Genomic DNA, 14451 nt, shown 5'->3' with positions numbered 1-14451 from the left:
CCCCAGTTCGAATCTGGGCGTCGCCTCCAGTGCATTGCATGCGGCCCCGGGTCTCCGGGGCCGCTTTTGTTTGGGTCTCGCAATGGTTCCGAGCCTCACCCTTGGGTCTCGACCGTCAATTTCCGCCCAAGTGGTCACGAGAGGTGATTTACTTGTCTCCGTGTGTCCGGCGGGTTGCCTCCGCGTGTCCGAAGGAGGTTCATCTGGCCCCCTGGAGTCTGCCCAATGTCCCAAGATGGGGTTCTTGTCGCGACTATGAGCGCGTGCGGGCTGCGAACGACGAAAATCATGCTGTGGCTCGCCGTAAAATGGAGGGCAAATCGCCCCTCGTGACCAGCAACGGGAAAACCGACGCGAACCCGGGGCACGGCTAGCGGTACTGCGCGCCGCTCCGCACGATCGACTCGCGCACGAGGGCGTCCATCGCGTCGATGCAGATGTCGGGGATGTCGTGGTCGCGTTTGATGACCGAGAGCTCGGTGCAGGCTAGAAGCACCGCGTCGCAGCCCTCGCGGTAGAACTCGGTCATGACGCGGTCGAACTTGTGCATGTCCACGTCGCGCCCGGCCTTCACGTCGTCGTAGATGATCGACATGACGTCGGTCTCGCGCTCCTCGGAGGGAACCACCTGCTCGGCGCCCGCGGCCTCGATCTCCTTGCGGTAGACGCCGGTCTTGATGGTGCCCACCGTGGCCATGACGCCGATGCGCCGCACCCCGCCGCGCTCGACCGCCTCGCGCACGGCCTCGCGCGGCATGTGGATGATGGGCACCTTGGTGAAGCCCTGGATCGTGTCATAGAAGTAGTGTGAGGTGTTGCACGGGATCGCGATGTGGGCGCAGCCGAGAGACTCGAGCGCCTGCGCGTCGGCGCGCATGACCGAGAGCAGGCGCGACGGGTCTCCGGAGAGGATGGCCTCGGTGCGGTCGGGCATGGAGGCCTGGCTGATGATGACCACGTCGATGTGGTCCTGGTCGCGGGCGGCCACCGTGTGCTCGATGACCTCCTCGTAGAAGTAGGCGGTGGCCTCGGGGCCCATGCCGCCGATGACGCCGAGCTTCTCCATGGTGTCCTCCCGCTCCGGACGACCCGCCGGGCCGCTCCTCCATAGGTTCTGCGTGATATGAGTGCTTTACTATACAGTTCGGCTGTTAAGGCGATGTGAATGGGCGCATGCGGGCGCATGACGGAGGCTCGCGGCGCCCGGGCGCAGGCCCCCTGCGCATCGCCGGACGTGAACGGAGTGACATGGCTCGCAAGGAGAGGGTACAGAAGACGAACGCCATGCGCGAGCTCGAGCGCGGCGGCGTCGACTACAAGGCGATCACGTTCGAGGAGCCCGAGGTCATGGGCAGAAGCGACCTTGGCGTGCAGATTGCGCGCATGCTCGGCTACGACCCGGCGCAGGGCTTCAAGACGCTCGTCTGCGAGGCGCCGCACGGGGGCCATGTGGTGTGCTGCATCCCGTCCGCGGCCGAGCTCGACCTCAAGAAGGCGGCCGCGGCGGCGGGCGAGAAGTCGCTCTCGCTCATGCACGTGCGCGACCTCGAGGCCACAACGGGCTACGTACGCGGCGGCTGCTCACCGGTGGGCATGAAGAAGCAGTTCCCCACCCTCATCGACGAGACGGCGCAGCTCTTCGACCACATCTACATCTCGGGCGGCCGGCGCGGCCTCACCCTCGAGGTGGCGCCCGAGCCGCTCGCCTCCTTCGTGGGCGCGACGTTTGCCGACGTGTGCCGGGAGGGGGAGTAAATGGCCGAGAGGACCGAGGAGACCCCCACCAGCGAGGAGGCCGTGGGCCGCTCGGCCGCCATGATGAGCGGCCTCGTCATCGTGAGCCGCATCACGGGCTTCTTCCGCACGTGGTGCCAGTCGTGGGCCCTGGGCGCCACGGTGATGTCGAGCTGCTACACCATCGCCAACAACCTGCCCAACCAGCTCTACGAGCTCGTCATGGGTGGCATGCTCGTCACGGCGTTCCTGCCCGTCTACATGTCGGTCAAGCGTCGGCTCGGCCGCGAGGGCGCGAGCGACTACGCCTCCAACCTTCTGTCGCTCGTCACCCTGCTCATGGGCGCCCTCACGGTGCTCGCCTTCGTCTTTGCCGGCCAGGTGGTGTGGACGCAGTCGTTCAGCGCCACGGAGGCCTTCGACACCGACCTCGCCATCTACTTCTTCCGCTTCTTCGCCATCCAGATCGTGCTCTACGCGCTCTCCTCGGTGATATCGGGCGTGCTCAACGCCGAGCGCGACTACCTCTGGAGCACGGCGGCACCCATCCTCAACAACGTCGTGACCGCGCTCTCGTTTGCCGGCTACGTGGTGTTCGAGAGCACGAACCCCCAGCTCGCGATTCTCATCCTGGCGCTCGGCGGCTCGGGCGCGGTGCTCGTGCAGGTGCTCGTGCAGGTGCCGGCGCTGCTTCGCCACGGCGTGCGCCTGCGCCTGCGCATCGACCTGCACGACCCCTGCATCAGAGAGACCCTCTCCATCGGCATCCCCACGCTCGCGGTGACGCTCGAGTCGTTCGTGACGGTCTCGGTCATGAACTCGAGCGCCCTCTCGGTGGCGGCCAATGGCGCCTCGATCATCTACTACGCGCGCCTGTGGTACATGCTGCCGTACTCGATCCTGGCCGTGCCCATCACCACGGCCATGTTCACCGAGCTCTCCGACCACGTGGCCCACGGCGACATGGACGCCTGCGCTCGCGGCGTGCGCTCCGGCGTGAGCAAGATCTGCTTCATGCTCGTGCCGTTCGCGATGTACCTCATCGTGTTCTCGCCCGAGCTCGTGGCCATCCTGGGCGCGGGTCGCTTCACCGAGTCCGACGTGTCGCTCACGGTGGCCTACCTGCAGGGGCTTGCCCTCGGCCTGCCGTTCTACGGCGTCAACACCTACCTGCAGAAGGTGTGCTCGTCGCTTCGCCGCATGGGGCTCTTCGCGCTCGCGTGCACGGTTGCGGGCGTCATCCAGGTCGCGTTCTGCCTGGCGCTCACGCCGGTGCTGGGGCTTTGGGCCGTGTCGCTGTGCTCGCTCATCTACTTTGCCGCCGGCGACGTCATCACGTTCGCCATCCTGCGTCGCGCGATGGGCTCGCTCGGGCTTGCCGGCGTGGCGGCGTCGTGCGTGCGCGCGCTCGGGCTCGGACTTGCGGGCTCGGTCGTGGGCGTGGGCGCCGTGTTTGCGCTCGAGCGGCTCGTGGCGCCGCTCTCCGGCTCGGTGATGCAGGCCATCGCGTACTGCATGGCCGGCGGCGTCCCGGCCCTGCTCGTGACCTTCGGCATCGCCGTGGCGTTAGACCTGTCCGAGGCCTCCTTCGTCTCCACCATCGTGCGTCGCGTGGTGCGGAGGTAGGGGAGGCGCCTGCCTCGCACGGTACCTCGCGGCGGGGGCGCACCGCTTGCACCCCTGCCGCCAGCTCTTCGCAAAGACTCATAGAACGCCTGCTCACGGGCGCGAGACATGGTCGGAAAGGCCTGCCCCGCGCCTCTTTTGCAACCCTCAACCCAACCTCAAGTCACATGAAAGCCTTGTGAGCGATTGGGTCTCGAGCCTTTCGGCCCCCAGGGGCCTTGCCTATACTGAGAAAACCCGAAAGGAGAGGATCTATGCAGAAACAACGCACGTCATCCGTCGTCCTTGGGCGGAGAATCGCAGCGTCTGCGCTCATCGCAACCCTCGTGTTCGGCACGTCACCCATTCCAGCCCTCGCCGCCACCTCGACGGAGCTTCAGGCTCAGCTCGACCAGGCGCAGGCCGAGAGCGCGACCTACGAGCAGCAGACCGCTGCCGCCTTCCAGGAGCTTGAGGACAACCAGGCCAAGCTCGAGGACACCAAGGCCCAGATCTCCACCACCGAGGAGGAGATCTCCCAGAAGCAGGCCGAACTCGACGCAGCCCAGTCCACCCTGTCCGACCGCGTCTCTGCCGACTACAAGGCCGGCGGTGTCTCCATCGTCGACCTCGTGGTGGGCTCCACCTCCGCATCCGACCTCGTGAGCCGCATCTACTACGCAAATAAGGTGGCCAGCTCCGACGCCCAGGCCATCCAGGAGGTCCAGTCCATCCAGGCCGAGCTCGACCAGAAGAAGGCCGACCTCCAGACCCAGCAGGCCCAGCAGCAGCAGCTCGTCGATGCCTCGCAGGCTAAGGCTACCGAGGTCCAGCAGAAGCAGGCTGACCACGAGGCCTACGTGCAGAGCCTCTCGGCCGACGTCCAGCAGGCGCTCGCCGAGGAGGAGGCAGCCCGCAAGGCAGCCGAGGAGGCTGCGGCCCAGAAGGCCGCCGCGCAGCAGGCTCAGCAGCAGGCTGCCAGCAACGACTCCTCGTCTTCCGTCAACGGCGGCTCGAGCAACTCCGGCAGCAGCCAGAGCTCGAGCAACTCCGGATCCTCGAGCAGCTCAAGCTCCAGCAGCTCCGGCAGCTCGAGCTCCTCGAGCAGCTCCAGCTCGTCCAGCCACAGCTCCGGCTCGGTCAACGTGGGCTCCGGCATCTCCGGTGCCATCGCGGCCGCCAAGACGCAGCTCGGCGTCTCGTACTCGTGGGGCGGCAACGCCATCGCCGGCCAGGAGTTCGACTGCTCCGGCCTCGTGTGGTGGGCCTACAAGCAGGCCGGCATCTCCATCCCGCGTGGCCAGCGCATGAGCAACGGCCGCGGCAACTCGATGATCGGCTGGGCGCTCGACAGCGGCCGCTGGACCACCAACCAGGCCAACCTTCAGCCCGGCGACCTCATGTTCTGGGGCCACGGCGTGAACAACACCACGCATGTGGGCATGTATATCGGCGGCGGCAAGATGATTCACTCCAACTATGGTGGCGTCGAGATCGCCAGCGTGTACTACAGTGCCGGCAGCTTCGTGGGTGGTGGCCCGGTCGTCTAGCCAAGCCACGCGCCGGCCGGCCGTGCGCGGTGGCCGCCCGTGACAGCAGGACCCTTCGCGGGGCGCCCTCGGGTGTCCCGCTTTTCATGTAGAGTGACCGTTGTCCCCGTGCCATCGCCGGGGGTGGGGGCGGCCCCGCCGTGAGGCCGCGGGGCGGGGCCGCGCCCGGCTCGGACACGGATTCCTTCGAGAGGGGAACGTAAGTGGCAGCTACGACCAACCACCCGTTTGTGCCGGTGCTTCTCGGCACCGAGATCGCCGGCTACGGCATGGCGCGCGCGTTCTATGAGGCGTATGGGGTCACGAGTGTGGTGTGGGGCGTGTTCCCGCTCACGCCCACGCAGCACTCCAAGTTCATCGACGTGCGCATCGACGAGCACCTGCTCGAGGGCGACCGCCTCGTCGAGGTCCTGAACGCCCAGGCGGCCGCTGGCGCATATGGCGACAAGGTGCCTCTGCTCGTGCCCTGCGGCGATGACTACGCCGTGGCCCTCTCGCACCAGATGGAGCGCCTCGACGCGAGCTACCACGTGGTGTGCTCGGCCGGACACATCGTCGACCAGATGAACGACAAGGAGAGCTTCTACCAGCTCTGCGAGGCGCGTGGGGTGCCCTACCCCAAGACCGTCGTCGTCGACCACGACGAGGTGCCCGAGCTGCCGTTCGGCTTTCCCGTGGCGCTCAAGCCCTCCGATGCGCCGGCCTACCGTGCGCACCCCTTCGAGGGACAGAAGAAGGCATTCATCCTCGACACGGCCGACGAGCTTGCCGAGACGGTGCGGCGCATCTATGCGGCGGGCTACCCGGGCCGCCTCATCATCCAGGACTTCATCCCCGGCGGCGACGAGAACATGCGCGTGGTGAACGGCTACGTGCGCGAGGACGGCACGGTGACCCTGCTGTCGCTGGGCCACCCGCTGCTCGAGGACTACTCGCCCATGGCCATCGGCAACTATGCGGCGATCCTCTCGTACGGCGACGACGCCATCTACGACACGGTCGAGGGCCTCATGGCCGGGAGCGGCTACCGCGGCTTCTTCAACATCGACATGAAGTACGACCGCCGAGACGGCGCCTACCGGCTCTTCGAGGTGAACCCGCGCGCCGGCCGCAGCAGCTTCTTCACGACGCTCTCGGGCAACAACCTGGCCCGCTATGCCGTGGACGACCTCATCGACGGCGGGGTGCTCGCGCCCAAGCGCGCCTTCGAGGAGGTGCTCTGGGTGGGCGTGCCGCACTTCGTGGTGCGCAAGTACGTCGAGCCCGGCCCCGATAAGGACCGCGCGCTTGCGCTCATGCGCGCCGGCAAAGTGGGCACCACGCTCTTTGGCGCGCACGACGACGACCCGAGGCGCCTCTTTGACATGGCGAAGCTCTGGGTGCACTACGTGCTGGACTACCGCAAGTACTTCGGTCATCGCGACCTGTCGTAGCGGCATCGCGGCCGCCAGCCGTCACGTTCGTTTCCTTCCGGATGATTGATTTGTCACATTGCAGGCAATGTGACAAATCATCCGGAAGGAAACGTGCGGCGGGCGCTTGGGACGGGTGAGGACAAACCGGCAAGGGGAGGGGTACCGCATGGGAGACGAGAGATTCGCGCGTGCGGACGAGGCGACGCGGGCGAGCCTGGAGCGACTCTGCGGCAAGCTTGCCGAGCTCACGGGCACCGAGACCGTCGACTGGTTCCCGACCTTCAAGGCCCGCCAGGGCATGCGGGTGGCCTTCGGCGCGCTGGCGGCTCGCGACGGCGCACGTCGCGAGGTGGCAACGCAGCTCTTCACCTGCTGCACGGCGGTCGGCCCCATCGTGGCGGCGGGCCTCGCGCCCGTCTACGGCGACATCTCGGCGGAGACGCTCGCGCTCGACGCCGCTTCGGCGCCGGTGGGGGAGCGCACCGCCTGCGTGGTGCTCCAGCACACCTTTGGCATCCGTGACGCCGAGGCAGACGCCGCGCTTCGCGACCGCGCGCACGGGGCGGGGGTGCTTCTGCTCGAGGACTGCGCCCACTGCGCGGGCCATCTGGGGCTCGACGCGTCCGGGCGTCCCGTCGCCGACGTCTCGGTGCACTCCTTTGGCGTCGAGAAGATGCTGCCCACGCACTTTGGCGGTGCCGTCTGGGTGAACCCCGACATGGCCGACGCAGTCCTGCGCGACGAGCTTCGCGCCCGCCTGGCGGCGCTGCCCGCGCTCGACGCCGCCCACGCGCGCGCGTCCAGGCGCTACCTCAACCAGATCCGCGCCCTCAATCACCTGCCGCACGGCGTGTCCCACGCGCTTCGCGAGGGCCTGCGCGAGCGGGGCCTCTTCGAGCCGGCCATCGCGCCGGTGGAGCTCGCGGGTGGCCTCGCGAGCGGGCCCGCGCTCCCGAGCGCCTGGGTTGCCGACCAGGCCTTCCGTGCGTTCATGGCCACGTCGTCGGACGAGGACGTGCGTTCCGCGGCCGCGCGGGCCTATGGCGAGGCGCTCGCGGGTCTGCCTGGCGCGCCGGGCGAGGGCGCCTGGGCCACCTCCTGCGGCCTCGCGGCGGGTCTGCCGCTCCTTCGCGTGGGGCTCTTCCTGGCAAATGCCGCGGTGGCCGACGCGGCGGTGGCACGCCTCTGCGCGGCGGGTCACTACAGCGTGCCGTGGTACCGACCCCTGCTCTTCCCGGGCGTGACGGACGAGGCCGCCTTTGGCCTGCCCGACGGGATGGCCGCCGCGCTCGAGCGCCTGCCGGTGACGCGCGCCTGTTCGGAGGGCGCCGTCTGCCTGCCCACGGACGTCTCGCCCGAGGTGGCCCGCGAGGTCGTGCGCCTCGCCCTCGGGGCCTAGCGCATCTTCCTCCCCGTCACGTTTCCTTCCAGATGATTCGTCACATTGCATGCAATGTGACGAATCATCCGGAAGGAAACGTGACAAACAGCCTCTTCTACCTACCGTCCGGCGCCAATAGCTGCCGTTTGCCGACGCTAGGGTTGCGGCTGTGCGCACGCTTTGTTTCCTCCGAGTTAAAACGACCCCCCAATGTGCTCGTCTTATTGCTTTAGTCAGCCTTAAGGCGGCTACTATGGTCGGCACGCAAACGCGGCAGCAGGCCTGGCTGCGGGGGCGAGACGACCAAACAGGCCAGTTCGCACGAGGAGGAGAAAGATGGAGTCCAATCGTTTTGGCATGTCCCGTAGGAACTTCGTTAAGCTGTCTGGTGCTGCGGGCATTCTAAGCGTTGCCGCTCTCGCCGGTTGCGGCAGCAACGGCGGCTCCTCGAGCGACGGCGGAAGCTCCGACGGTGGCGCCAAGTTCAAGGTCGGCGGCATCGGCCCCGTGACGGGTGCCGCGGCCATCTACGGCAACGCCTGCAAGAACGGTGCCCAGGTCGCCATCGACGAGCTTGCCTCCAAGGGTGGCAAGGTCCAGTTCGACTTCAACTTCCAGGATGACGAGGCCGACGCCGAGAAGGCCGTCAACGCTTACAACAACCTGAAGGACTGGGGCATGCAGATTCTCGTGGGAGTCACCACCACCGCCCCGTGCGTGGCCGTCTCCTCCGAGACCAACTCTGACAACCTGTTCCAGATCACGCCGTCCGCCTCGTCGACCGACGTCATCGGCGGCCAGCCGGACGCCGACGGCAACGTCTCCACGCCGCGAAAGAAGAACGTCTTCCAGATGTGCTTCACCGACCCCAACCAGGGCACCGCGTCGGCTGAGTACATCGCCAAGCAGAAGCTCGGCACCAAGATTGCCGTCTTCTACAACAACGGCGACGCCTACTCCACCGGCATCTATAAGAAGTTCGAGGCCGAGGCCGCCAACCAGGGCCTGCAGATCGTCTCCACCACGACGTTCACCGACGACTCCGCCACGGACTTCTCCGTGCAGGTCAACGATGCCAAGAACGCCGGTGCCGACCTCGTCTTCCTGCCGATCTACTACACGCCGGCGGCCCTCTACCTCAAGCAGGCCAAGGACAACGGCCTCATGGACGGCAAGGTCAAGTTCTTCGGCTGCGACGGCCTCGACGGCATCCTGACGCTCGAGGGCTTCGACAAGAGCCTCGCCGAGGGCGTCATGCTCCTGACCCCGTTCACCGCCGACGCCACCGACGACCTCACCAAGACCTTCGTCGACACCTACAAGAAGAACTATGACGGCACCCCCAACCAGTTCGCGGCCGATGCCTACGACTGCGTCATGATGCTTGCCCAGGCCATCGAGAAGGCTGGCGTCACCGCAGACCAGAGCTTCTCCGACATCTGCGACAAGCTGGCGGAGACCGTCACCTCCTCCGACTTCTCCTACTCCGGCCTGACCGGCCAGAACATGACCTGGAAGGACACGGGCGAGGTGTCCAAGGAGCCGAAGGGCATGGTCATCAAGGACGGCGCCTACGTTGGCATGGACAAGTAGGTGCCCACGCGGCTGACAAGGTTCTGACACGAACGGGGACCATCGCGAGATGGGCCCCGTTCGGCGTGTTGAAAGGCAGTGTTTCCGGCCAGTTGCCGGAAGAGGGCGGGACTTCGCGACCCGACCCCGAAGAGGAAAGGAGGCGACATGGGCCTGCTCACAAACATCGTCAACGGTCTCAGCCTTGGTAGCGTTTACGCCATCATCGCCCTGGGCTACACGATGGTGTACGGCATCGCCAAGATGCTGAACTTCGCCCATGGTGACGTGATCATGGTGGGTGCGTACGTGTGCTTCTGCGCCATGTCGTACCTCGGGCTCCCGCCTTTGGTTGGCGTGCTGCTCGCAATCGTTGCCTGCACGGTTCTTGGCATCGTTGTCGAGAAGCTCGCCTACAAGCCGCTCAGGAACGCCCCGTCTCTCGACGTGCTCATCACCGCAATCGGCGTGAGCTACTTCCTCGAGAACGCGGCGCTGCTCATCTGGAAGAGCGACCCCAAGACGTTCCCGAACATCGTCGACCTGCCGAGCGTGGTACTCTTCGACGGCCAGCTCACGATCAGCGCGGTGACCATCGTCACCATCCTGTGCTGCGTGGCCATCGCCGTGGGCCTCACGACGTTCGTCAACAAGACCCGCATGGGCAAGGCCATGCGCGCCTGCTCTGAGGACCGCGGTGCCGCCACGCTCATGGGCATCAACGTGAACTCGACCATCTCGCTCACGTTCGCCATAGGCAGCGGTCTCGCGGCCATCGCCGGCGTGCTCATGTGCTCGGCCTACCCGACCCTCGTTCCCACGACCGGCCTCATGCCGGGCCTTAAGGCCTTCGTGGCTGCGGTGGTCGGCGGCATCGGCTCCATCCCGGGTGCCTTCATTGGCGGCATCGTGCTGGGCATCATCGAGATCTTCGCGAAGGCCTACATCGGCACTCAGCTTGCCGACGCCGTCGTCTTCGCCGTCCTCATCGTCGTGCTGCTCATCAAGCCCTCGGGCATCCTGGGCAAGACCATCAGGGAGAAGGTGTAGCGCATGGCGGAGAAGACTCCCCAGCCCGTGCTCGCAGCAACGGCCGGCTCCAGGCGCATGAGCAGCCAGCTGCGCTCCAACCTCGTCACCTACGGCATCGTCGCCGCGTTCTTCGTGCTCATGAGCGTGCTCGACGCCACCAAGGTGCTTACGAACTCGCTCGCCGGCCAGCTCGTGCCCATCTGCGCCTACGTGTGCATGGCCGTCTCCCTCAACCTCGTCGTGGGAATCTCCGGCGAGCTGTCCCTCGGCCATGCCGGCTTCATGAGCGTGGGTGCCTTCACGGGCATCGTGGCGGTCACCATGCTCAAGGGTGCTGTCTCGAGCGTGCCGGTGCTGCTCGTCCTGAGCTTCGTCATCGCGGCGGCCTGCGCGGCGCTCGCCGGGTTCCTCATCGGCATCCCGGTCATGCGCCTGCATGGCGACTACCTCGCCATCGTGACCCTGGCCTTCGGCGAGATCATCAAGAACATCCTCAACAACCTCTATGTGGGCCTTGACCCGAGCGGTCTGCACTTCTCGATGACCGACACCAAGTCGCTCGGCATGCAGGGCGGAACGATCATCATCAATGGCCCGCAGGGCGCGGTGGGCATCGACAAGATCTCGACCTTCCTGGCCGGCATCATCCTCGTGATCGTCACCGTGGCCGTGGTGCTCAACATCGTGCACTCGCGCACGGGCCGCGCCATCATGGCCGTTCGTGACAACCGCATCGCCGCCGAGTCGGTGGGCATCAACGTCACCAAGTACCGCCTCATCGCCTTCGTCGTCGCGGCGGCGCTTGCCGGTGCCGCCGGCGCGCTCTATGCAATGAACTTCTCGTCCGTGGTTCCCAAGAAGTTTGACTTCAACTTGTCGATCCTCATCCTGGTGTTCGTAGTTCTGGGCGGCATGGGCAACATCCGCGGCTCGATCATCTCGGCCGCGGTGCTGACCGTCCTGCCCGAACTCCTGCGTGCCATCGCCGACTGGCGCATGCTCATCTACGCCGTCGTGCTCATCCTCGTGATGATTGTGTCCAACAACGCCACACTCAAGCAGTTCTTCTCGGGGCTCGTCTCGAGGTTCAAGCGACCGGCGCATGTGGCCGAGCCCGACGCCGCCGGCGCCGGCGAGAAGGGGGGAGACGCCGATGGCCGCTAAGACCGCAGCCTCCGAGCGCCACGCCGCCGAGCGTCGCGAGCAGACCAAGATGGTGCCGCTGCCGAGCGACTCCATCGTCCCTGAGCGCGACGTCGACAAGCGTCCCGTGCTCGAGTGTCGCCACCTCGGCATTGACTTTGGCGGCCTGCATGCCGTTGAGGACTTCAACTTTACCGTGGGCAAGACCGAGATAGCGGGTCTCATCGGCCCCAACGGCGCCGGCAAGACCACGGTGTTCAACCTGCTTACCAAGGTCTACCAGCCCACGCGCGGCTCCATCATGCTCGACGGCACCGACATGGCCGGTCTCGACATTGCCGGGGCCAGCAAGCTGGGCATTGCCCGCACGTTCCAGAACATCCGCCTGTTCTCCTCGCTCACCGTCGAGGACAACGTCAGGATCGGCCTGCACAACCAGATCAAGGAGGGGCTCTGGAGCTCGATCTTCCGTCTTCCCGCCTTCGGGGGCGCCGAGAAGAAGATGCACGAGGAGGCGCTCCAGCTGCTCGACTTTTTTGACATGGGCGTCTATGCCAACCACGTGGCGGGAAGCCTTCCCTACGGCGCCCAGCGCAGGCTCGAGATCGTGCGCGCGCTGGCGACGCATCCCAAGCTGCTGCTGCTCGACGAGCCTGCGGCCGGCATGAACCCGTCCGAGACAGCCGAGCTCATGGACAACATCCGCCGCATCCGCGACGAGTTCCAGATCGCCGTCATGCTCATCGAGCACGACATGGACCTCGTCATGGGCATCTGCGAGGGCATCGCCGTGCTCAACTACGGCAAGATCATCGCCAAGGGCACGCCCGAGCAGATCCAGAGCAACCCGCAGGTCATCGAGGCATACCTCGGCAAACAGGACGAGGAGGCGTAGCGCATGAGCATCCTTCACGTTGAGAACCTCAACGTCTACTACGGGGCCATCCACGCGGTGAAGGGCATCTCCTTCGACGTGGAGGAGGGCGAGGTCGTGACGCTGATCGGTGCCAACGGCGCCGGCAAGTCCACGACGCTCAACACCGTGGCCGGCCTGCTCAAGCCGCGCGAGGGCGTGGTGGAGTTCGAGGGCAAGAGTCTGCTTGGTATCGCGCCGCATACCATCGTGGGCAAGGGCATCGCGCTCTGCCCGGAGGGCCGTCGCGTGTTCCTGCAGATGAGCGTGCGCGAGAACCTCGAGATGGGTGCCTTCACGCGTACTGACTCGGCCGAGGTGGCCCAGAGCCTGGAGGACGTCTTCAAGCGCTTCCCGCGCCTGAAGGAGCGCGAGAACCAGGTGGCCGGCACGCTCTCCGGCGGCGAGCAGCAGATGCTTGCCATGGGGCGCGCCCTCATGAGCAAGCCGCGCCTGCTCATGCTCGACGAGCCGTCGATGGGCCTCGCGCCGATCCTGGTGCAGGAGATTTTCGACATCATCGAGCAGCTGCACAGCGCCGGCACGACGGTCCTGCTCGTGGAGCAGAACGCGCGCATGGCGCTCAAGGTCGCCGACCGCGCGTACGTGCTCGAGACCGGCAAGGTCTCGATGAGCGGCAAGGCGAGCGAGCTTGCGAGCGACGAGCGCGTGAAGCAGGCCTACCTCGGCGGCTGACGCTCGTGGTTTCGTGATTGGCGGGGCGGCGCTGGTGCCCCGCGCGTTTGGGCCGGTGCCTTCGGGTGCCGGCCCTTCTTTTGTTGGGGCTCGAATGCGCTCGCGTGCGCTGGTGCCGCATGCCACGCTGGGGCCAGGTGTCTGCTGGCTCTCGCTTGCGCCCGCGTCGCCGCCTGCGGAACGGGAGCTGCCTCTCGCCCAAGTCTTGCGGCCCTCGTGCCTGCCCCGTCCTAGTCTGGGCTTGACGGGAGACGGGAGGACACCATGGACGCAACTGAACGCTGGGACACTTTTAGGGATGCGGCGAAGGACTCGCTGGCCGGGCTTGACAAGGCTGGCCTGCGGGTGGTCAAGGGCCGCGTCGAGTGCCTCTCCGACGAGGGGTTTGCGGACCTTTGTGCGTCCTTCCGTGCGGCTGAGGTGAGGTCCGGCATGGGCTGGCTTGCGCGTCGCTTGGTTGTCTACCTCGTGGCCGGTGGTCTCATCGTGTGGTCGCTTCCAAGGCTCGCGGCGGCGTGGGCGCTCGTGTTGGCGCTGGTGGGTGCCGCACTCGTGCTCCTCTCGATCTGCCTGGACACGCTCTCGTTCGTGCGGCTCGAGCGTCGGTGCCTCAAGGGCCTGGGCCTCTCGGCCGTCGACGTCTTGCTGCTGGGTCCCGGTGCCGCCCGCATCGCGCGCGAGTTCCACGATGGCCTCGACGATGCCGGCGGCTCACTCGCGTAGCAGCGACTTCTTCGACGGCTCTGTTTCCCTTGCACAAACTAAGGGGTAGCAGCCACATTTCGCGTCGGCACGTTTAACCGTGGGGTGAACTGTGCACCTTGCCTGTGCTGGTTCTCGCTGCCGTAGGTGCGTCCCGTTCGTAGGGTCCCATGCGGCAAAGCTAAGGACACGAGCGGCTTCTCGGCTGTTTTGTGGGGTCCGTTACCGTGGCCCTCTTGTGCCTCTCACGGGGATGCTTCCTGCTTTGTGTGTCCCACCCTATAACTCGGTGTCTAGTTATGGTCGCGTCCTATTCGGGGATGGTTTTCCGGTCGCGCAGTGACCGCACGCTCGAGGACGCCGCCCCCGGAGCGTCACATTGGAAGGGTTTTCCCGGTTTGCGCGGTGGCTGCACGCGTCTGGACGTTCCCCGTACGCCCCGTACGGGGAAGTGTCTTCCCAAGTGAGTGCAATTGATGCGGTTTTGTACGACCGCCTTTGACGCCCCCAAAGAGCACGTGCACTTGCTTCGGATTTGAATATTCAAATCCGAAGCTAATGCACGCTCCGATTGGGAGGGGTGAAGGGGGCGTTCAAATCCGTCGATTCCGCACATGGCCATTGACGACACCTGCATCGACCCCGCCATTACGGACTCTTCGCGTGGCGAATGAGCCGCCTGGCGACGCCCGTCTATCTGGGAATGGG

The 14451-nt window shown here is 66.2% G+C and carries 12 protein-coding genes; 11 read left to right on the top strand and 1 reads right to left on the bottom strand.

The features are described from left to right. Nucleotides 1-370 precede the first annotated feature (370 nt). Nucleotides 371-1066 carry an aspartate/glutamate racemase family protein gene (locus EFAMC1_RS10040; RefSeq protein WP_154054131.1) on the bottom strand — a complete coding sequence of 232 codons (696 nt, stop codon included), beginning with the start codon at nucleotides 1064-1066 and terminating at the stop codon, nucleotides 371-373. 182 nt (nucleotides 1067-1248) lie between these two features. Here EFAMC1_RS10040 and ybaK point away from each other — a divergent pair, with 182 nt between their 5' ends. From ybaK to EFAMC1_RS09985, 11 genes are all read left to right on the top strand, one after another. Beyond that, the gene (gene ybaK, locus EFAMC1_RS10035) at nucleotides 1249-1755 is read left to right on the top strand and encodes a Cys-tRNA(Pro) deacylase (RefSeq protein ID WP_154054130.1); all 507 of its coding nucleotides are present in this window, start codon (nucleotides 1249-1251) and stop codon (nucleotides 1753-1755) included. Further along, entirely contained in the window at nucleotides 1756-3360 is a 1605-nt protein-coding gene (gene murJ, locus EFAMC1_RS10030; protein WP_154054129.1) for a murein biosynthesis integral membrane protein MurJ, read from the top strand. 254 nt (nucleotides 3361-3614) lie between these two features. After that, nucleotides 3615-4889, top strand: coding sequence for an NlpC/P60 family protein (locus EFAMC1_RS10025; protein WP_154054128.1), 1275 nt, complete (start codon nucleotides 3615-3617; stop codon nucleotides 4887-4889). A gap of 203 nt (nucleotides 4890-5092) precedes the next feature. Then, nucleotides 5093-6322, top strand: a complete 1230-nt coding sequence (locus EFAMC1_RS10020; protein ID WP_154054127.1) for a carboxylate--amine ligase — start codon at nucleotides 5093-5095, stop codon at nucleotides 6320-6322. A gap of 148 nt (nucleotides 6323-6470) precedes the next feature. Continuing rightward, entirely contained in the window at nucleotides 6471-7703 is a 1233-nt protein-coding gene (locus tag EFAMC1_RS10015) for a DegT/DnrJ/EryC1/StrS family aminotransferase (RefSeq protein ID WP_154054126.1), read from the top strand. Nucleotides 7704-8021: 318 nt separating this feature from the next. After that, nucleotides 8022-9278: an ABC transporter substrate-binding protein gene (locus EFAMC1_RS10010; protein ID WP_261981871.1), complete on the top strand. Its 1257-nt coding sequence runs from the start codon at nucleotides 8022-8024 to the stop codon at nucleotides 9276-9278. A 147-nt stretch (nucleotides 9279-9425) separates the two neighbouring features. Beyond that, a complete protein-coding gene (locus EFAMC1_RS10005) occupies nucleotides 9426-10307 on the top strand; it encodes a branched-chain amino acid ABC transporter permease (protein ID WP_154054125.1) in 882 nt (293 codons plus the stop codon). 3 nt (nucleotides 10308-10310) lie between these two features. After that, on the top strand, nucleotides 10311-11453 hold the full coding sequence (locus EFAMC1_RS10000; protein WP_261981870.1) for a branched-chain amino acid ABC transporter permease: 1143 nt from the start codon (nucleotides 10311-10313) through the stop codon (nucleotides 11451-11453). Continuing rightward, complete coding sequence (locus EFAMC1_RS09995) at nucleotides 11443-12327, top strand: ABC transporter ATP-binding protein (RefSeq protein WP_154054124.1); 885 nt, start codon at nucleotides 11443-11445, stop codon at nucleotides 12325-12327. The genes EFAMC1_RS10000 and EFAMC1_RS09995 overlap by 11 nt, the downstream gene beginning before the upstream one ends. A 3-nt stretch (nucleotides 12328-12330) precedes the next feature. Further along, a complete protein-coding gene (locus tag EFAMC1_RS09990) occupies nucleotides 12331-13041 on the top strand; it encodes an ABC transporter ATP-binding protein (protein WP_187324655.1) in 711 nt (236 codons plus the stop codon). Nucleotides 13042-13305: 264 nt separating this feature from the next. After that, a complete protein-coding gene (locus tag EFAMC1_RS09985) occupies nucleotides 13306-13764 on the top strand; it encodes a hypothetical protein (protein WP_154054123.1) in 459 nt (152 codons plus the stop codon). The last annotated feature ends 687 nt before the right edge of the window (nucleotides 13765-14451 follow it).

It is taken from the genome of Olsenella uli, assembly GCF_901212675.1.
Lineage (GTDB): Bacteria > Actinomycetota > Coriobacteriia > Coriobacteriales > Atopobiaceae > Parolsenella > Parolsenella uli_B.
The sequence above is the reverse complement of the archived record's forward strand: the minus strand, read 5'-3'. Positions and strand labels throughout refer to the sequence as shown.